The 18880-nt window shown below is 44.9% G+C and carries 18 protein-coding genes; 10 read left to right on the top strand and 8 right to left on the bottom strand.

The window, feature by feature from the left end; translation table 11 throughout:
- Positions 1–146 precede the first annotated feature (146 nt).
- Complete coding sequence (locus tag JV36_RS19385; RefSeq protein ID WP_081926534.1) at positions 147–365, bottom strand: VF530 family DNA-binding protein; 219 nt, start codon at positions 363–365, stop codon at positions 147–149.
- 189 nt (positions 366–554) lie between these two features.
- A complete protein-coding gene (locus tag JV36_RS0105090; protein WP_032095534.1) occupies positions 555–1289 on the bottom strand; it encodes a helix-turn-helix domain-containing protein in 735 nt (244 codons plus the stop codon).
- A 131-nt stretch (positions 1290–1420) separates the two neighbouring features.
- On the opposite strand from JV36_RS0105090, the gene JV36_RS0105085 reads away from it, so the two are divergent.
- The 4 genes from JV36_RS0105085 (at position 1421) to JV36_RS0105070 (ending at position 4223) form a co-directional block, all read left to right on the top strand.
- Complete coding sequence (locus JV36_RS0105085; RefSeq protein WP_032095535.1) at positions 1421–1825, top strand: hypothetical protein; 405 nt, start codon at positions 1421–1423, stop codon at positions 1823–1825.
- 7 nt (positions 1826–1832) lie between these two features.
- Positions 1833–2642, top strand: coding sequence for a DUF2145 domain-containing protein (locus JV36_RS0105080; RefSeq protein ID WP_032095536.1), 810 nt, complete (start codon positions 1833–1835; stop codon positions 2640–2642).
- A 10-nt stretch (positions 2643–2652) separates the two neighbouring features.
- Positions 2653–3144 (top strand): inner membrane protein YiaA, encoded by a 492-nt coding sequence (gene yiaA, locus JV36_RS0105075; RefSeq protein ID WP_032095537.1) that lies wholly within the window; start codon positions 2653–2655, stop codon positions 3142–3144.
- 218 nt (positions 3145–3362) lie between these two features.
- The gene (locus tag JV36_RS0105070; protein WP_032095538.1) at positions 3363–4223 is read left to right on the top strand and encodes a class II glutamine amidotransferase; all 861 of its coding nucleotides are present in this window, start codon (positions 3363–3365) and stop codon (positions 4221–4223) included.
- 21 nt (positions 4224–4244) lie between these two features.
- Here JV36_RS0105070 and JV36_RS0105065 read toward each other — a convergent pair whose 3' ends face one another.
- Positions 4245–5192 (bottom strand): LysR family transcriptional regulator, encoded by a 948-nt coding sequence (locus JV36_RS0105065; RefSeq protein WP_032095539.1) that lies wholly within the window; start codon positions 5190–5192, stop codon positions 4245–4247.
- 162 nt (positions 5193–5354) lie between these two features.
- On the opposite strand from JV36_RS0105065, the gene JV36_RS0105060 reads away from it, so the two are divergent.
- Positions 5355–5870 carry a lactoylglutathione lyase family protein gene (locus JV36_RS0105060; RefSeq protein WP_032095540.1) on the top strand — a complete coding sequence of 172 codons (516 nt, stop codon included), beginning with the start codon at positions 5355–5357 and terminating at the stop codon, positions 5868–5870.
- A 142-nt stretch (positions 5871–6012) separates the two neighbouring features.
- On the opposite strand, the gene JV36_RS0105055 is transcribed toward JV36_RS0105060, so the two are convergent.
- From JV36_RS0105055 to JV36_RS0105040, 4 genes are read right to left on the bottom strand one after another with little or no spacing between them, the layout of a single operon-like run.
- Entirely contained in the window at positions 6013–6654 is a 642-nt protein-coding gene (locus JV36_RS0105055; RefSeq protein ID WP_081926533.1) for an MBL fold metallo-hydrolase, read from the bottom strand.
- 35 nt (positions 6655–6689) lie between these two features.
- Positions 6690–7976, bottom strand: a complete 1287-nt coding sequence (locus JV36_RS0105050; RefSeq protein ID WP_032095541.1) for an APC family permease — start codon at positions 7974–7976, stop codon at positions 6690–6692.
- Positions 7969–9657: an amidohydrolase gene (locus JV36_RS0105045; RefSeq protein ID WP_235207776.1), complete on the bottom strand. Its 1689-nt coding sequence runs from the start codon at positions 9655–9657 to the stop codon at positions 7969–7971. The genes JV36_RS0105050 and JV36_RS0105045 overlap by 8 nt, the downstream gene beginning before the upstream one ends.
- A complete protein-coding gene (locus JV36_RS0105040; protein ID WP_032095542.1) occupies positions 9654–10676 on the bottom strand; it encodes a serine/threonine dehydratase in 1023 nt (340 codons plus the stop codon). The genes JV36_RS0105045 and JV36_RS0105040 overlap by 4 nt, the downstream gene beginning before the upstream one ends.
- 120 nt (positions 10677–10796) lie before the next feature.
- Between JV36_RS0105040 and JV36_RS0105035 the strand changes: the two genes are divergently transcribed.
- Entirely contained in the window at positions 10797–13781 is a 2985-nt protein-coding gene (locus tag JV36_RS0105035; protein WP_032095543.1) for a putative bifunctional diguanylate cyclase/phosphodiesterase, read from the top strand.
- A 28-nt stretch (positions 13782–13809) separates the two neighbouring features.
- Positions 13810–14184 carry a PH domain-containing protein gene (locus tag JV36_RS0105030; RefSeq protein WP_032095544.1) on the top strand — a complete coding sequence of 125 codons (375 nt, stop codon included), beginning with the start codon at positions 13810–13812 and terminating at the stop codon, positions 14182–14184.
- A gap of 121 nt (positions 14185–14305) precedes the next feature.
- Here the strand turns inward: JV36_RS0105030 and JV36_RS0105025 are convergent, their stop codons facing one another.
- Positions 14306–16525 (bottom strand): S9 family peptidase, encoded by a 2220-nt coding sequence (locus tag JV36_RS0105025; RefSeq protein WP_032095545.1) that lies wholly within the window; start codon positions 16523–16525, stop codon positions 14306–14308.
- 70 nt (positions 16526–16595) lie between these two features.
- Here JV36_RS0105025 and JV36_RS0105020 point away from each other — a divergent pair, with 70 nt between their 5' ends.
- The 3 genes from JV36_RS0105020 to JV36_RS0105010 all read left to right on the top strand — a co-directional run bounded on the left by JV36_RS0105020 (position 16596) and on the right by JV36_RS0105010 (position 18652).
- Entirely contained in the window at positions 16596–17216 is a 621-nt protein-coding gene (locus tag JV36_RS0105020; protein WP_032095546.1) for an NAD(P)H-binding protein, read from the top strand.
- Between the two features lie 211 nt (positions 17217–17427).
- A complete protein-coding gene (locus tag JV36_RS0105015; RefSeq protein WP_052010114.1) occupies positions 17428–18153 on the top strand; it encodes a tRNA1(Val) (adenine(37)-N6)-methyltransferase in 726 nt (241 codons plus the stop codon).
- 13 nt (positions 18154–18166) lie between these two features.
- The gene (locus JV36_RS0105010) at positions 18167–18652 is read left to right on the top strand and encodes a YgjV family protein (protein ID WP_032095548.1); all 486 of its coding nucleotides are present in this window, start codon (positions 18167–18169) and stop codon (positions 18650–18652) included.
- Positions 18653–18880 lie beyond the last annotated feature (228 nt).

Here is an 18880-nt window from a genome sequence, read left to right as displayed (position 1 = left end):
TGTTTTACTAAACATAGCAGTATTTGTACTTCTACGTACATTAAAAACTAAACAATATTACGACGTTGATTGAACGCTAGTTATTAATTTAAATCAAATAAAACAGACGAAACACGTAGTAGCACGTTCTTTATGTAAAATCGGTACTACTTTGTAAATGTCTGTATGTAAAGCTGCTCTACCTTGTCTCTCGCCCACTGAGTTTTGCGTAAAAATTTAAGGGACGATTTAATCGAGGGCTCGTTATTAAAGCAATTAATTCGAATGCGATAGTACAACCCTTCCCATCCGTAACGTTCGTGCAGTTGAGTGACGACTTTCTCGAGGGTGAGTCCGTGAAGGGGGTTTTTTGGTTGTTCGGTCATGTGGTAGCCAAGCGTGTTTTTTTAATATAGTAACATAACTCAATTAGCCATCGTAGAAGGCGTCACGATCATATCAATGGTTCGTCAGCACGTGTCTGAATGTACTAAACGATTAGTTTGGGCGTGTTAAGACTTAAGCCAAACGTCAAAGTATTATTCTACCCTGACCCCAAATATACTCTCATCAGTCTATTTTCGTTTCATGTTCTCAAAGAGCGAAGGCTCCCAAGGCCGCATTGCCATGAGTAACCCCACATGCTTACGCTCTTCAATTGGCAAGTCGTTGTCTTCGCTGCTTAGTTTGGCCGCTTCTTGCCTAAGTTGTTCTAAGCGTCGTTGAATAATAGAGATAGATGATTGTGAATAGCGACCTCGCAAGTAAAAGCGAAACATCCACGGCTCGTTTTTCTTCGGATCCATAAACTTCACCATGACTTCTTTTTCCATGAATTTCTCTAGCGGTCCGCCGGGGATCCAGCGAAAATCTTGAGCAATAAGCAGTTTGTAATGGTTGTTCGGCAACAGTTCGATAAGCTTAAGTCTATCGAGGGTTGTCATTAGCTTAATGCCTTCCACTTCATCAATATCGTAATATTCGATAAGTTCTGAAAAGCGCCAACCGTCTCTTACACACACTGCGGCAAGAAGTAATTTCGGGTTTGCGAGCAGCTCCATTTCTTGTTGTTCAGATAGCTGTGAAATCTTCTCTTGCTGTTTTTGTGAAAGGCTAAATAAATCGCTTAGTGACAAATTTAAGCATTCGCAAATCTGCTCTAATTTATCCAGGCTAAACGCTTGTAGCGAAAAATTGCGCTTCACGCTTGCCTCGCTCACGCTAAGCGTTTCTGCAAGTTGCTTATAGGTGAGTCGCCGTTCGCGTAAGCATTGTTTTAATGTGTCGTAGACAAGACTGATCTGGCTCATGGTATTAATATTTTATACTTGTGGTGTAATTTAATACTACATTAATCATTTTGGTTTACGAAATTTATTCTTGTCTCTAGTGTAGAACGCGTTCAGGCAAACCTTGTCTTAACACACCAGGAGCAAGTGATATGAAAAATACACGTTCAACATTGATGTTAACTGCATTACTAAGTAGTGCGCTTCTTACCCATTCTGCATTGGCAGATGATTCTATTAACCATAGTGGTAAAGCCAGTAAGCACAGTGCGCTAGCCGCATCTCAAGGTTTAGCGACAACGGCCTCAGTAGCCAGTGCGGTAGTGGCAGTACCTGTGGTACTGACTGGGAGTGTTGTTGTAGCGGGAAGCGCGGTGGCAGAAAGCGCCGTGAATGAAAGTGCTCGCAACCTTCATCAAGCTAGCCATCAATCTTCTGTGGCTCATAACCAGCCTTTGGTAATTACCGAGACAATTATTACTGCCGACCCCGCCCCAAACCAAGTGGTTACCACTAAAACTAAAGTAACTACCACGACAACTAATACTAAGCGGTAGGTTAGCCATGAAAACCTTCTTAACTTCAATCGGGTTTGCCGTTGTACTCTTGATGTCTAGCCTTCAAAACGTATACGCGGGAAGCCAGCAGCATGGTAAGCCCAGCTTTACACCAGAAGCGATTGCGACCTTTTCAAAAAATGTGGAAAAGTATGCGGCAAGTGAAGGCGCGCGGGCGTTTATTATCGCAAGGCGTGGCAGACCTATTGAAGATATGCCAAAAGGCATTCGCTTTACCCATACCGCAATTGCTATTTACTCAAGTATTCAGCTGAGCGATGGCAATACAGCTAAAGGTTATGCCATACACAATTTATATCAAGACGCTGAAGAGCAGGGCAAAAGTCACTTAATTACCGACTATCCAGTAGATTTTTTCTGGAGTGCTTATGCGCTGGAAGCAGGAATTATTATTCCTTCAGTAGAGGTGCAACAGGCTTTGATAAATCTATACCGTGATGACAACGCTAAGTTACTTCACAATTCTCGGTATTCGGTGGTGGCAAACCCGTTTAATAGCGAACGTCAAAACTGCACTGAATACACCCTTGATGTATTGAACGCGGCAATGTACTCAACGACAGATATTGCGCAGCTAAAGGTAAATGCGAAAGCGCATTTTACGCCGCAAAAAGTAAATATGAGCCGGGCTAAACTTGGTTTGGCAAGTATGTTTAGCGATGGCGTAACGCTGTCAGACCACGGCCGCAAGGTAGAGACCACCACCTTTGGTAGCCTGGCCCGCTACATGCAAAAGTACGATTTAACGAACAAGGCAGTTACGTTTACCCATACGGGTCAAATAAAGAATATTTAGGAGTTTTACTATGCAAAACCTTAATAAACCAACTAAAGCTTTTCGTATTGCGTCACTAGCAGCACTCGTTGTAGGAGTAGGCGCGTATTTCATAGGTTTATATAACGCGCCTATGGCCCTGAACGAAAAAGGATACTATCTTACAATCATGTTGTTTGGCTTATTTTCAGTGGTAAGTTTGCAAAAGACGGTACGTGATAAAATGGAAGGCGTGCCGACTACCAAAGCGTACTTTTTAGCATCAGCAGTAGCAACCGTATCAGCCATCGTATTATTAGTTGTAGGTCTATTAAATGCTGAACTCTTATTGAGTGAAAAAGGTTTCTTCGGCATGGCGTTCACCCTAAGCCTGTTTGCCGCTATCACAGTGCAGAAAAACGTACGGGATAGCCATGCTATCGGCGAATCACGTAAGGCAAGTATCGAGCCTCGCAAGACCGATAATGAACAAGAGTACAGCGCTTTAGAGGCTGAGGACTCACCAAAAGCAAAAGCGGTATAAAAATAAATGGGGGCAGAGTGTCTTATGTTATTAAATATAAGAATAACCTACTCTGACCCCATTAAATTCAAGAAAAAATGGGGTCAGTGTGCGTTTTTTACTGACCCCATTAACTTTAATTGACTCTGACCCCATTAAATATAATGTTGAATTGATTGATTGTCGCTGCTTGCGTATTCTCAGTGCTGAAGAATTAGTAGCAAAGGGAAAGCCAAGCAGTGTGTGAACTTTTAGGCATGAGTGCCAATACCCCAACAGATTTATGTTTCAGCTTTACCGGGCTTACCCGCCGTGGCGGTGAGACTGGCCCGCATAAAGATGGGTGGGGAGTGGCATTTTACGAAGGTAAAGGCGTAAGGATGTTTCACGACCCTGAGCCGAGCGCTACATCACCCATTGCAGATTTTGTTTCTACGTTACCCATCAAAAGTAAAACCGCCATCTGCCATATTAGACAGGCGAATGTGGGTAACATCACGTTGGCGAATACTCACCCCTTTGCACGTGAACTCTGGGGGGAATATTGGGTGTTTGCGCACAACGGCCAAATACCCAGCTTCTCTGCTGCAAAAGGTATGTATGAGCCTGTGGGCGATACCGACAGCGAAGAAATGTTTTGCGACATTATGAACCACGTACGACAACATTTACCGCGAGATACATCGCCCCTACAATTGGTCGATTGCCTTGTTTCATTAGCTCAAGCTTATGCCAAGCAAGGTGTCTTTAATTGTTTATTGGGTAACGGCGATTGGCTATTTACGTTTTGCAGTACCAAGCTTGCCAGTATTACCCGTAGAGCACCGTTTGGGCCAGCGTGTTTAAAAGATGTGGAAGTAGCCATCGATTTTGCAGCTGAGACCACACCGAAAGACGTAGTGAGTATTATTGCCACAGAGCCCCTTACCAATGATGAGCAGTGGGATGTTTACGAACGAGGGGAATGGAAACTGTGGCAAGAGGGAGAAGTGATTGCTGCTGGCAAAGTAGATGTGCCCGAACATAAAAAAGAATCGGAAATGGTATCTCCCGACCCAGATATTGAAAGAGAACCGTCAGCTGATGAGAACCAAGGCTAACGTTCTCTTTTAGTCCCTTCGTTATCCCTTTTTTACCATGTCCTTTATCACGTCCTTTACTACATTCTTAACTATATTGTAGCGAGCGGGCAGCGCGGCATGTGCTGCCTGAACGCAGTAAAGAGGTTCGGCCACATCATTTTTAGGTGTATACATCACAAGCTCATTTGCCACGTTAACAAACTCTAGTGTGCTGCTTGGTAACACAGTAAAACCAAGCCCTTTACTCACCGGAATAAGAATTTGAGAGAGTTGGTTTACATAACCTGAGTACTTAAGTTTATTCGGATTAATAAGTGCTAAGTCTGCCTCGCCGCTATCTTTAATATAGCGCTGAAGATAGTGTACGGCATCAGGATGATTAATAAGCCCTAGTGCATTGAGCGTGTCGACGATATTGTTTGCGCTGTGTTTACTTTGGCGCTTTCCTTGGCGCTCTCCTTTTTGGGTAAGGTACGAGCTAGGCAAAATGAGCCCTAGCGGCTCTTCACCTAGATAGGTACAGGACACGTCTTCTGTGTTGGGCATATTAGTCACTATGCCAAGTTCAAACGTCCCGTTAGTGATACCGGAAAGAATGGTTCTTCTAGGCGCAACTTCAAGATGGATGTTAAGTGCTGTGTGCTGCGCCTGCAATGCGACAAGAGCAGGGTAGATGCGCTGAGCAATAGCACCTGAGCAAGCGACGATACATTTACCCTCGTAAGGCTCATCAAACTTTAAACTGGCAATGAAGTTTTGTTCCTGCTGCTGCTGAGCTTTGGCATATTCGAACACCCGCCGCCCCTGTTCGGTAAGCTGAATGCCTTTACCTAGGCGAATAACTAATTCGCAGCCACACGTTTCTTCAAGCTTTTTTAGGTGCTGGCTTACGCCGGGCTGTGTCATAAAACGCTGTTCAGCGGTGCGGGTAAAGTGGCCTGTTTCTACCAGCGTGATAAAGGTGTCTAACCAAATAGGATTAAGCATGGCTATAATCTTAAATTATCAAAGTAAGAATTAATGATAATTTCAAGTTTTGCTTTTGTCTAGCTATCATCACTTCACGTTGACTCACAGGCATTCCATTGGGTGGCTTGAGTTTCTTTCTACTATTTGTTTAACGCAAGAATGCGTTAAGAGGAGCAAGTGATGACTGAAGCAGTAAAAACACCGTATCCACGTACGTTCTCTCATATTGGGCTATCGGTTCCCGATTTAGACGCGGCCGTAAAATTTTACACCGAAGTACTAGGTTGGTACCTGATCATGAAGCCAACAGAAATTCTTGAAGATGATTCTGCAATTGGTGAGATGTGTACCGATGTTTTCGGGGCTGGCTGGGAAAAATTTCGCATAGCTCACTTATCTACTGGAGACAGAGTAGGGGTGGAAATATTCGAGTTTAAAGATCAGCAAAACCCAGAAGATAACTTTGAGTACTGGAAAACGGGCATCTTTCACTTCTGTGTTCAAGACCCAGATGTTGAAGGCCTTGCAGACAAAATTGTCGCGGCTGGTGGTAAAAAGCGCATGAAGGCGCCGCGTTACTACTATCCTGGTGAAAAGCCATATCGCATGATTTACATGGAAGACCCGTTCGGCAATATTTTAGAAATTTACAGCCACAGCTATGAACTTCACTATGCTAGCGGCGCTTACGAGTAAACGTTGATTGACTACCTAAGTTAAAACTGACGCCGCCGCTTCCGCTTTAAGCTCAAATATTGCTATAAGGCGAAAGCGAGTGCGGCATCTCGTGTAGCTAATCTCAATGCAATTAGCCCCAATGTAATTAACCCCAATTCAATTAACCATACGGGCCAGACACATAGGGGTTAGTTGCCCTCTCTGTGGCAATCGTGGTGGTAGGTCCATGCCCTGGATAAATGGTCATCAAATCTGGAAGCGTGAGGATCTTTTGCTTAATTGAGCTTATCAACTGCTGCTGATCGCCCTGTGGGAAGTCAGTACGTCCAATGGACCCTGCAAAAATAATATCCCCAACAATCACCTTATTACTAGTGCGTTCAACCAGCGCGACATGTCCGGGAGTATGCCCAGGGCAATGCAGTACATTTAACGTTAAACCGCCAACAGCAATGGTGTCGTTATCATTAAGCCATTGGGTAGGCTCAAAGGGCGAAGCAGGTGGGAAGCCAAACATCTGACTTTGCTGCATGAGGCCATCTAACCAAAACTTATCACCTTTATGTGGGCCAATAATGGGCACATTAAAGTGTGACGCTATTTCTACGGTACCGCCAACATGGTCGAGGTGACCATGGGTAAGTATTATTTTATCAATATCAACGTGGTTATCGTTTGCCGCTTTGATCAATTGGTCTACGTTGCCACCGGGGTCGACAAAGGCGCCCTTCATAGAGTCTGGATCCCAAATTAGAGAGCAGTTTTGAGCGAATGGGGTAACGGGTATAACAACAATTTCCACAATATTTCTCTTATTTTCTTTGCAAATTAACGTTTTTAGTCTTTCGCGTTTTTCGTGAACAGCCAGTAAAGTGCTGCGCCTATCACCAGTTCGCCAACTAGGAACAACCAGGCATTGGTTGCCGACTGACTGATAGACCAAATACACACAGCAAGGGCTATAAAGGGTATTGCACGTTTGACGATGTTGGGTGTGTAGGTAAGCTGATGTTGCGCTTTCATGAGCACCACAACGCACACCGCGTAAACCACAAGCCTTGCCAACACACTTGAAATAGCAAGCCACACAAAACTGCCGCTAAGCGCCATAACGCCTGCAAAAATGCCTAGCACCAGTACCGAAATATACGGTGTGGCAAACTCGCTATGCACTTTACCAAGCCAATGTTTACCAAGATTTTTCGGAATAAGAGACTGGCGGGCCATTGAGTACGTAAGGCGTGATGTTGAAATCATATTGGCAAGTAGGTTACCTGCTACAGACACCACGGCGGTTAACGTCATTATCAGCGCACCAGTTTCACCAAAAATAATATTCGCAAGGGCGATTAAGGGGGCGCTATCGGGTGTTGCAGCGCCAAGCGTATGCCAATAAAGCCACTGAACGCAGAAATAAAATAACGCTATGCCTGACACCGTCAGCATCAATGCTTTTGGAATGGTTTTCTTTGGAGAGTTAGTTTCGCCGCTGGTAACCACAACCGTTTCAAAACCAATGAATGCGTACAGTGTAATGAGTGCGCCTGCGGATATTGTGTCTAATGTTGGGGTGACAACGGGCGATACAGTAGAGAAATCAAGTTGCCAATATCCTACGCCAATAAGCGCTACAAAAGGCAATAGCTTCAAAACAGAGATCGTATCGAGGGAGCGCATTGCTGCTTTTAGTCCCACAATATTGACAAATATGAGTAGGCTAGTGAGCGCTATTATTGCCAGAGATTTTCCCATTCCTGAGTTGATTTCTGGCCACAAATAGCCGGCGTACAGCAGCAGAACGTGCATATTCGCCGCAATGGCAGTCGCTCTGGCAAGGTAATACACAAACCCCGTTTGAAAGGCAGCTGCATTACCGAACCCTTTACGGGCGTAAATGACAGGGCCGCCAGTTTCTTGATAAAAAACAGCAAGCTGCCCAAAACACCACACAATGGTGAGCATAAGGGCGCCAAAAATAAGAAATATATAAGGGCTAAACGCACCTAACTCTGCAGCCATTTTGGCAGGCAAGGCAAAAATACCTGCGCCGATAAGGCCGTTTAGCACAAGTAAGGCGGCACCAATGCCGCCAATACCCTTAGTGAGCAGGCTGTTTCTAGTCATTGCTTAGGCTAAAAACGTGTTCACCGGCAACATAGGTCGAAAGGACTTTAGTTTTCCAAATGTGCTGAGGCTCAATACTGAAGATGTCTTGGTCGACTAAAATAAAGTCAGCCCATTTACCTGGAGTAAGTGTGCCTAACGTATCTTCCATATGCCCTGCATAGGCGGCATCAAGAGTAAAGCCTTTGAAAGCTTGCTCAACAGACAAAGCTTCGTGGGCATACCACCCTTTAACCGGCTGGTTGTCTCTGTCTTGACGGGTCACCGCAGCGTGTAGGCCATAAAACGGGTTGGCTAATTCCACCGGAAAGTCGGAGCCAAGTGGCAGTGCAATGCCTGAATCTAGCAGCGTTTTCCACGCGTAGGCGCCTTTCATTCGATCTTTACCGATGCGATCTTCTGCCATATTTTTATCGCTGGTGGCATGGGTAGGCTGCATGGATGGAAGCACCTTTAAGCCAGAAAAGCGTGCTAGATCATCAGGTGCAATAACTTGCGCGTGCTCAATACGATTGCGAAGTTCGCTTCCGCCTATCTGCTTAAATGTACTTTCAAACTCATTAAGCGCTACGTGATTCGCTTTGTCGCCAATAGCATGGTAGTTCAGCTGAAATCCTGCGCCTATTACGGTAGTGAATAGCTCACTCATATCTTCTGGCTGAGTAAGTAATAAGCCGTGTTGATGAGGTGCATCTGAATACGGTTCTAACAACGCCGCGCCACGACTGCCGAGTGCGCCATCGCCATAGGCTTTTACAGAGCGTATATACAAAAAGTCGTCGTTATCGCGAATGGTCCCGTTACCCAGCATGGTGGATAACTCAGGATCGGTAGCACTCACCATGGCATAAATACGTATGGGTAAGTCGCTTTCTACCGACTCTTTTAAATAGAAGTCATACACATCGCGGCTAATGCCTGCGTCGTGCATTGACGTTATTCCATTGGCTAGCAAGTGCTCGCCAGCTGCATCTAATTGCTGCTGATAAATAGCGTTGCTTGCCGAAGGTAAGTGTTTTTCAATAAGCATTGATGCGTTATCAATAAATACGCCAGTAGGATTGCCGTTGGCATCTTTAATTATTTCGCCACCAACGGGAGATTTGGTGTTTTTGGTGATACCGGCGATTTCCATAGCCTTGGTATTTACCCACGCAGCATGTCCATCAACCCGCGTCAGCACTACCGGACGGTCTGACACTACTTTGTCTAGGTCGGCTGCACTGGGAAAAGCACGGTCGCTCCACAATTCTTGGTTCCAGCCGCGACCGGTAATCCAGCTCTGCGTTTTATTCGCGAACGCATAATCTGACACCATTTTTGCCGCATTGCTTGCACTCGTGCTCTCCCGTAAGTTCACTTCCAACAGGTTGGCGCCCAACCCTAACAGATGGCCATGAGCATCGATAAGACCAGGAAGCATGACTTTTCCTTCGCCATCAATAGTTGTGCTAATATCAAAGTGTTCTGACTTTGCATCAAGGGCGAGTACTTTGCCTTCGTCCATCACCATATTAGTGAATTGAACAAGTGTGCCACTGTCGTTTAGGGTGTAGCCTTTTACGTTTTTAACCAGTGTTGCCGCGTTTGCATAGTTAATAGAAATAACAGAGTTAAGTGCAATACAGGATGCCGCGAGCGTGAGGCCGGTTATTAGCTTTTTCATTGGTTTTGTTTTCATAATTCTTCTTCTGTTCCGTCGTCGAAATCTATAATAGGGGGTTGAAGTAAAAAGTCTTGCTCCCAAATTGCTGCCATTGACGCTTGGCTAATATTACCACCAGAGAGCATAACTAACGCCGTTTTGCCCGGAGGGGTATTAGCCGCCCACGATGCCACTGCCGCCATTGTCATTGCGCAGGTGGGTTCTATATGCAACTTCAATAGATGGTGTAGCCATTGAGTCCAATATGCAATCTGCAGCTCGTCAACTTCATAAAAATCATCGAGTTGTTGTAGTAACTCAAACGTTACATCGCCCACGCTGGGGGTGGCTGCACCGTCTGCTAAGGTAACTGGCGTGTGCTCAAGGGCCACAATTTCACCTGCTTGCAGCGACATGGAAGCGTCATTCGCTTCGGCGGGCTCTGCGCCAATCACCAGTGCGTTGGGCTGCAATGCTCGTGTCGCTAGTAGCGTACCCGCTAAGAGGCCGCCACCGCCGCAGGGCGCAAAGACTGCGTCTACGTTTCCTGCGTCTTCAAGTGCCTCTAAGGCTGCAGTGCCTTGTCCGGCAATAATATCTTCATGGTTAAAAGGCGGTATCCACACGGTATCAGGGCTATTGGCCGCTTCTTTAACCGCAATGTCTGCCTCAGGGCGAGTAGCAAACAGCTTCAATTCTGCGCCGTAGCTCTTTGTAGCCGCCGCTTTTATTGGGGATATATTTTCACTGGCGAAAATAGTGGCTTTTATACCAAAGTGAGCCGCTGCATAGGCTACCGCCTGCGCATGATTTCCAGAGCTGTTGGCGACAACCTGTGATGGCAGTCGACCTTCTTCCTTTAATTTGGCTAGAAAGTTCATTGCGCCACGAATTTTGAAAGCGCCAATGGTTTGTAAGCACTCAGCTTTAAAAAGAATTCTATGACCCATCCACGAGTTTAACAGCATCGATTCAACAATAGGCGTGCGTTTTACTACGTCATTGATACGCGCGCTTGCTTTTTTAACACTGTCAAAGTCTGGCGTTTTGCCCATAACTACCACTCATTAATAATAAAAAAGTTAAATCACTGAATTGAATACTACCGAAGACAATTCATATTTGCTTCATAAATCTTTATTAAGCTTAAAGGCTGTGTTTCCGGAGATTTAGTCATGTTCGATAGAATAAACCATCGTGTTTATGCATTACCCACGGTGTTGTTCTTATTACTTTCTATACTGTTCGTGTCCACCGGTATTTATATTCAAAAGGATGAACAAAGCGCAAGGGTATCAAAAGCGCAGTCGGTGGCCGAGCAAGTAAAAATAAGCTTAGAAGTATTTTCCACTGAACGCGTAAAAGCAATTTATAACCTGATGCAAAATTGGCCAACTTTTGAGCCAAATCCAGTTGACTGGTTTAATACTCAATCTTTATCGTTAATGGGAATGCAGCGAGGCTATAGTTCTCTGGCGTATGTTGACAAAACCGGCACAATTCAGTGGATTGCTACCCCTAAAGCAGGTACTAAAACTCGTATCGACAATAGCCTTATTGGCGAGCCTATGGACGCGCTTGGACTTGCTATTCCAACGCTATCAGAGTCACTTAATAGTGCGATACTCTATTCTCCCTCCACACAACACCATCACATTCTGTTAGGACGAGCAATCAGCCCTCAAGAGCCTGAGCATGGTTATATTGTTGCAGGCTTCGACGTACAAACAATTTTAGGTGTCATGCTTGGTGAACTCGTTGGTCCGCAGTTTAACTTTAAGCTTCAAGCAGGCAACAGCACGCTATTTGCTAGCGGTGAAATGGTGGATGATGGGACACTCGTCTCACTGCCTCCTTTTAAGTTTATAGACCGTGATATCACCCTTTCCATGCAGTCTCAATTTAGCCCATTTAATCCAGGAATGCTGATCATTGTCATTGGCTTACTGATGTCTGCGTTGGTGAGCTACGTATTCCATAAGCAGCTAAAAGGCGCTGTGCACCTTTCGGTGAGTCAGCAGCGCTATCTTACCGCCAGCGAAGCGTCGCTAGATGCATTGCTCATTTATCAGCCCTCGCAGAATGACTACACCTTGGTAGAAGCAAACTCATACAGTGAATACCTTTTCAGAGGAGCGGTTGATGTAATGAAAAAAATGAGTTTGGCCGAGCAGTCTCGTTTTTTAGGTATTCCAGAAGAGTTCGAAAAAGCGGCCAATGTTGCTAAAAACGGAGCGCCCTATGAGGGTTACGTCGCCATTAATAGCGATAAGGTTGTGCCTGAGTGGATAAAAATTCAGGTGGTAAATGCAGGTAATAATATTGCCTTAACTATTCGCGATGTGACCGAGCGCTTTAAAGCGCAGAAAGATTTAGAGGATAGTGAGGAGCGTTATCGCCGCTTAGTCGACGGTATGCACCGCCATTTTGTATACACCAAAACAGCAGAACACAGTTTTATTTACGTGAGTGCCGGTGTTGAGAAAATACTAGGCTACAAGCCGGAACAGTTTTGCGCACACGAGTCGCGCTACGTGCAGCAAGTGCCGGACGAAACTTTTGAGATAAGAGAGGCAATAGCAAGAGGTCAAAAGCCTGCACCCTATTTGGTGCATTATCGAGGACAATGTGGAAAAAGCTATGTCGTCGAGTTCTCAGATACACCAATTTTAAATGAGAAGGGAGATTTGACCGCGGTAGAGGGGATTGCCCGTGACGTCACCAAAGAGTTGGCATTGCACGAAGAAGTTCACTTTCAAGCAAATCACGACCAATTAACAGGCTTGCTCAACCGCTATGCCTTTAATGCACAGCTTAGGGATATCCTCACAGAGATAAGGGCAGAGACAAGGACAGAGAATAAAACAGCTGAATTAGTGGGTGATTCTACCTCTTCAGTGCTGCGCAATATACGCGACACACACAGTCAGAATCAGCGTCGCAGTGTAATGTGTTTTATTGATATGGATCGCTTTAAATTAGTGAACGACAGTTGCGGTCATCCAGCAGGTGATAAGCTGTTAAAAGAAGTCTCCACGGTGTTCAGGCAATACGTAAACGGAGATGATTTACTGGCTCGTATCGGTGGTGACGAATTCTGCATTATTTTTAGAGATCAAGGTCTAGACGCTGTTTTAAAACGGTTGGATAAGCTGTTACTTGCCATTTCAAACTATCGCTTTGTGTACGACGATAAATTATTTTTTGTTGGCGCTAGTATCGGCGTTATCGAAATAAATGCGCAAACACAAAGCGCAGAGACATTAATAAAAGCGGCAGACAATGCCTGCTATAAGGCAAAGCATCTGGGACGTAATCGTTATTTTGTTTACCGAGACGGAGATGCTCAACTTGCCATCGACGACAGCGAAAATAAGGTGCTGCAGGCGCTTCACAAAGCGTTACAAAACGATGGTTTTGAGCTTTATAGCCAAGCCATTATGCCTCTTACCGTACCTAGTGAGGTAAGCACGCATTATCCTCAGCACTATGAAATCTTACTGAGGTTAAACGCAAGCGAAAGCGGCCTTATTAGCCCGGGGTTATTTATTCCCCTTGCCGAGCGCCACGGATTGATGAATAAAGTGGACTTGTGGGTCGTTGATAACACATTGAAAACGCTAGAAGCCAACCCTGCCCATCTCGATAATGTGGGCAAAGTCGCCATCAATTTGTCGGGTATAACCCTTGGTGATGAGATTGCATTACAAAAAATAGTACAGCGCATGCAGGGAACCACGGTGCCTGCTGAAAAAGTTTGCTTTGAAATAACGGAAACCACAGCCGTTACCAACTTGGCCGCCGCAAAGCATTTCATTTCTACACTCAGAGATATTGGCTGTAGCTTTGCCTTAGATGATTTTGGGGCAGGAATGTCATCGTTTACCTATCTTAAAAACCTTGATGTGGACTACGTAAAAATTGATGGTTCCTTCGTGCGAAATATTGTTCACGATCCAATAGACCATGCTACAGTAACTGCCATCAATAACATTGCTCACAGCATGGGAAAACAAACCGTCGCCGAGTTTGTTGTAGATAATGCAACGGCCCAAGTGCTGCAAAAGCTTAATGTAGACTTTGGGCAGGGGTTTGCTCTCGACAAGCCTAAGCCTCTGGCACACAGAGTTCAATGGCGAGTGAAGCTTGCGTCTGTGTAGTTCTCAGCAGTTTGAAAAGGAAAATAAAATGGGTTTATTCGATACAATAATGGGAAATGCGAGCGAGACAAGTTCTGAAGATGTTCAGGAAGAACTGTCTCCAATACTTGCTGATAATGAAACGGTTACGTCGGCATTTAAATTGGTTCGTGACTTAAGCGTGTTTACCAATAAGCGATTAATAATCATTGATAAGCAAGGGCTGACGGGGCGAAAAGTGAATTATCACTCTATTCCGTATAAATCTATTACCCAGTTTATTGTTGAAACAGCAGGGCACTTTGACACCGATGCAGAGCTTAAAATTTGGCTGTCGGGTAAATCAGATGCTATCGAGATTGAACTGAGCGCTTCATCGGCTCAGGCAGTGCAAAAGAACCTTGCCAATCAAATGTTTGCATAAAATATACGGTTGTCGTTAGGCGGCTAAGACGCTTTCAAAATAAAAAAGGGCATAACAAAACATTGTTATGCCCTTTTTCGTAGCTTAAGTTTTTCCCATAAGCCTTTTCGCCAAACCCTGCTTACTTCAAATTTCTCTCAAAGAAGTTGGTAATAGTTTTGTATAAGTGAATGCCAGTTTGCTTACCGCGAAGACTGTGCTTTTTACCTGGGTAGTCCATGGTTTCAAACGGGATAGCCAAGTCCTGCAAGTGCTTATAAAGCATTGTGGAGTGGGTAAAGAGTACGTTGTCATCAGCCATTCCGTGGTAAATCAGCAAGTCGCCTTTCAAGTCTTTCGCGTATGGAAAGACAGAAGACGCAGTGTAGGCATCGTTCTCGGTGTTTGGGTTACCCATGTATCGCTCGGTGTAGTGGGTGTCGTATAAACGCCAGTCGGTAACGGGAGCACCAGATACACCTGCAGCGAAATAGTCGCCCGCTTTAAACATGGCCATAAGGGTCATGTAGCCACCATAACTGTGTCCGTGAATACCAATGTTGTTGGCATCAACGAAAGGCAGCGTGCGTAAATACTCTACGCCGGCAACTTGGTCATCAACCTCGATAAAGCCCATTTTTTTGTAAATAGGATCTTCAAACGCTTTGCCTCGGTAGTTAGAGCCCCGATTATCTACCGTGAAGACCACATAACCCTGATCAACCCAGTGTTGCATTAGTAAGCCACGATTTCCCGCCCACTTATTGGTAACAACTTGTGCGTGGGGGCCGCCATATAAATACACGATAACAGGCAGTTTCTTATTCGGGTTTTCTACTGCGCTCTCTGGCTTGTAGATACGGTATTTTAGCGTCGCACCGTCTTTTGTTTGAATGTCGCCAAACTCAGGCTTAGTCCAACTGTCCATATAGGCGTGCAAAGGATGGCCTTCTTCTACCTTATTCTCTTCAAGCCAAGTAATACGTTTGCCAGAAGCATCGTTTAAACTGACTTGGAAAGGGGAGTTAACAGTAGAGAAACGGTCAATAAAAATAGAGGCGTCACTGCTGAAAGTTGCGTCATGATAGGCGCCTAATTCAGTAATACGTGCTATATCGCTGGTGCCTTTTCCATCAAAAGGAACGACATAAATGTGACTTTCCAACGGTGTGTCTTTGCGGCCAGAAAAGAAAATGCGGTCGTTTTGCGTGTCGATGGCTTCAATACTGTCAACCACCCAGTCTCCCGACGTGAGCTGCTTAACCATTTTGCCGCTGTTATCGAAAAGGTATAGGTGCTTGAATCCGTCTCGCTCAGAGGCCCAAACAAACTGACCTTTGTCTTTGAGAAAATACAGGTCGTCGTGCAAGTTAACCCAGGTATCACTGCTTTCATTTAACAGTACACGCTGTTTTTTTGTTTGCGTGTTGTACGCACGCAGCTCAAGGTTTTGCTGGTCGCGTGTTTGCCATTGGTAGGTAAATGTCGTGCTGTCCGGCATCCATTGGCCTCTGGCAAAGTACACATCTTTATCTTCGCCTAAATCTACCCACGTACGCTCGTTTGTGTCTAGCGACTGAATGGCAAGTTCCACAACCACATTGGGTGTACCCGCTTTAGGGTACCTTTGTTCAACCAGTTTGATGTCATCAGCGTAAATCTCAGTACGCGTAATAACGTCTACAGGGCTTTCGTCTACTTTAGTAAACGCAATTTTGCTTTCATCTGGCGCCCACCAATACCCGGTCATTCTTCCCATTTCCTCTTGGGAAACAAACTCGGCCATACCAAACTTGATGTTGTCACCGCCGTCTTTAGTAATTGCCATCTCTTTGCCCGAGGCAATATGTTTTACATAAAGGTTCTGATCGCGAACATAAGAAATGTAATTACCCTTCGGAGATAGTTTAATGTCTGTCTCAAATGCATCGGTATCGAGTAGCTGCTTGGCTCCTTTTTCGCCGAGTTTGTGATAGTACACATCACCGCCAAGAGGGAAGAGCAGAGCTTTACCATCGTCAGACCATTCGTAGCTTACTATACCGCTACCTTTTAGGCGCATACGCTCGCGACGGGCTTTCTCTTCATCAGAAAGTACTTCTTCACCGCTTTGTAAGTCGTTAGAATTAAACAGCATGCGGGTTTCGCCACTGTCGATGTGGTATTCCCACAGGTCGAGACGTTCGTAGTCGGTTTGCTTTCCTTTTAAGAACGTAACGCGCGCGCCATCGGGAGACACTTTGAGTGTGCGAGGGGCGCTGCCGTCTAAAGAGGGTGATGAGAAAATTCGCTCAATAGTGAGCGTTTCAGCGTGTAAAGCAGTAGAGAGCATAGCGGCTCCAATTAAAAGGGCTTTTTTCATTGTTATCTGCATATTTTACTGTCGAAGGTTAGATTGTAGAGAAACCATCACATGATACAAGGTGCAAAGTATGAAATCCGCAATGGTGCTAGGAGCGACAGGTTTAGTCGGACGAACGCTCGTAAATATGCTTTTACAGGACAGGCGTTACGATGAAGTGACATGCTTGGTGCGCAAGCCCCTGTCTTCACAGATGTTCAACGACCCACACAACCGGTTAAGGCCGGTGGTTATCGACTTTGAAAATCTTCAAGACTATCAAGGTTACTTTAGCGTTAATCATGTGTACTGCTGTTTAGGCACCACCCTCAAAAAGGCGGGTTCGAAAAAAGCATTTCGACGTGTAGATTTTGAATACATTCACGTTGCTGCACAGCTTACCCGTGCTCAGCGTGCCGATAGCTTTGTTTGGGTGTCTTCTGTGGGGGCTGATGCAAAAAGTAGTAATTTTTACCTTAGGGTAAAAGGCGAGCTTGAAAATGCCATTATGCGTATGCCACAGCTGCCAAACGCATCCGCGGTCAGGCCGTCATTGCTGCTAGGGAACCGAGATGAATCTCGCTTACTTGAAGATGTTGCGCAAAAAACCGCGCCTATTTGGCAATCTATAATGAAAGGGCCGCTTAAAAAGTATCGTCCCGTGGCGCCCATTGATGTAGCAAGAAATATGATGTCATTGCAAAAATGGTAAATGGGTTAAAAATACAAAGCGGTTAAATATAAAGCGTGAGCTAAAAAGGTCTAGTAAAGTATTGGCTTTGCGCTAGTGCTTATTCCAATTTCTATCTATTCCTACCTATCTATTCCATCAGGCGTGATGGGGTAGATTAGATGAGGTAAAATGTCTGCCGTGTTTTTATAATCCATGTTCATAAAAAATGTTTCGTTGTAAGCAATTCAGTGTGGCGCAAGATAAGTGTGCCATGAAGGTGAATACCGATAGTCTCATTCTTGGAAGTTGGGTAAATCCCAATGGGGCCAAAAGTGTGCTGGACATCGGTACTGGAACGGGCATTCTCGCACTTATGATGGCGCAAAAAACGGACGACGCTGTCGACATACATGCAATTGAAGTAGATGAAAGTGCGGCGCAGCAGGCGAGAGATAATGCTGAGATGTCAAAGTGGTCGAAACGAATTTCGGTGCACCACCAGGCCTTAGAGGTTTATAAGCCAAAGACCAGCTTTGATATTATTGTATCGAACCCGCCCTATTTTGAGCACAGTAATAAACCCACCAATGCCTTTGCTAGCCAAAGCGATGCACGACACAGTGCTCGACAAACCGGCTTACTTTCGCCGACTGCACTTTTTCAGTTTGCGGCCAATAACGTATCTGCAGCGGGAAGTCTTTACTGCGTTTACCCCTATCGGCGAATGGCCGAAATAGAGCAAGCCGCGTTAGCATTTAATTTATTTGTGACCGGTTGCTTGGTGGTAAAACACGACAGCAAAAGTGATCCCTACCTATGCGTCTACCGTTTTCAGGCTCAACGCGCTAATGATGAAGATAGCGAGAGCGTCGCTGAATTTGAGGAGACGTATCCATCCCTTACAATACGCGAACACAATGGTGAGTATTCATCTGCGTTCAAGGCGCTTTGCCGCCCGTTTTATCTAAAATTTTAAAAGAGAAGAAATCATGGTTGTCGTTGCCGAAGCATTTGGTGCAGTTGCTGTTGTTTTAAATTTCATTGGGTACCGACAAAATAATGTTGACCGCTATCTGCTGATATCCGCGTTTGCTTTGGCAAGTTTGAGTGCCCATTTCTTTATGCTAGATGCGATGGCCGCAGGGGTAGGGACTCTTCTCGCTAGCGTTCGCAACATCATTGCGATTAAAAACAGAAGTAACCTTATTCTGTTTGCCTTTATAGGGATTAATATTGGTTTTTTATGCTACGAGTGGTTTGTGCTTGAGCATCACTGGAACATATTTATCGCCTATGCTTCCTCACTCATTTTTACCATTGGCTCTATTGTAATAAGAGACACCCATCAAATACGAAGAACCTTTCTTGTGGCCGAGTCACTGGGCTTACTCTATGCCATTTCGGTGGGAAGCATTTTTGGCACTGTGTTTAACATAAGTAACCTCATCAGCATTATTAGTAAGCTAAAGCGGTAATCCATAACGTTAAAAGTCGGAGCCGTCAAAATTCAAAAAGGGCCATTATTTCATTGAAATAGTGGCCCTTTTTTGCGCTGTTTTAATTCTAAAGTGTGAGTGTTCACTTTCTTTTATCTCCATGTATACAATAAGCCTAAAGTTCAATAGGCGAAAGTTCAATAACACTTCTGCGTATGTAAGCGTATTCTTATCAATTAGTAAGTATGAATGCCGCGATGTTTCCTA

The organism is Alteromonas sp. LOR, from assembly GCF_000753865.1.
GTDB lineage: Bacteria > Pseudomonadota > Gammaproteobacteria > Enterobacterales > Alteromonadaceae > Alteromonas.
Note: the sequence above shows the minus strand (reverse complement) of the source record. Positions and strands in the feature narration are given on the sequence as shown.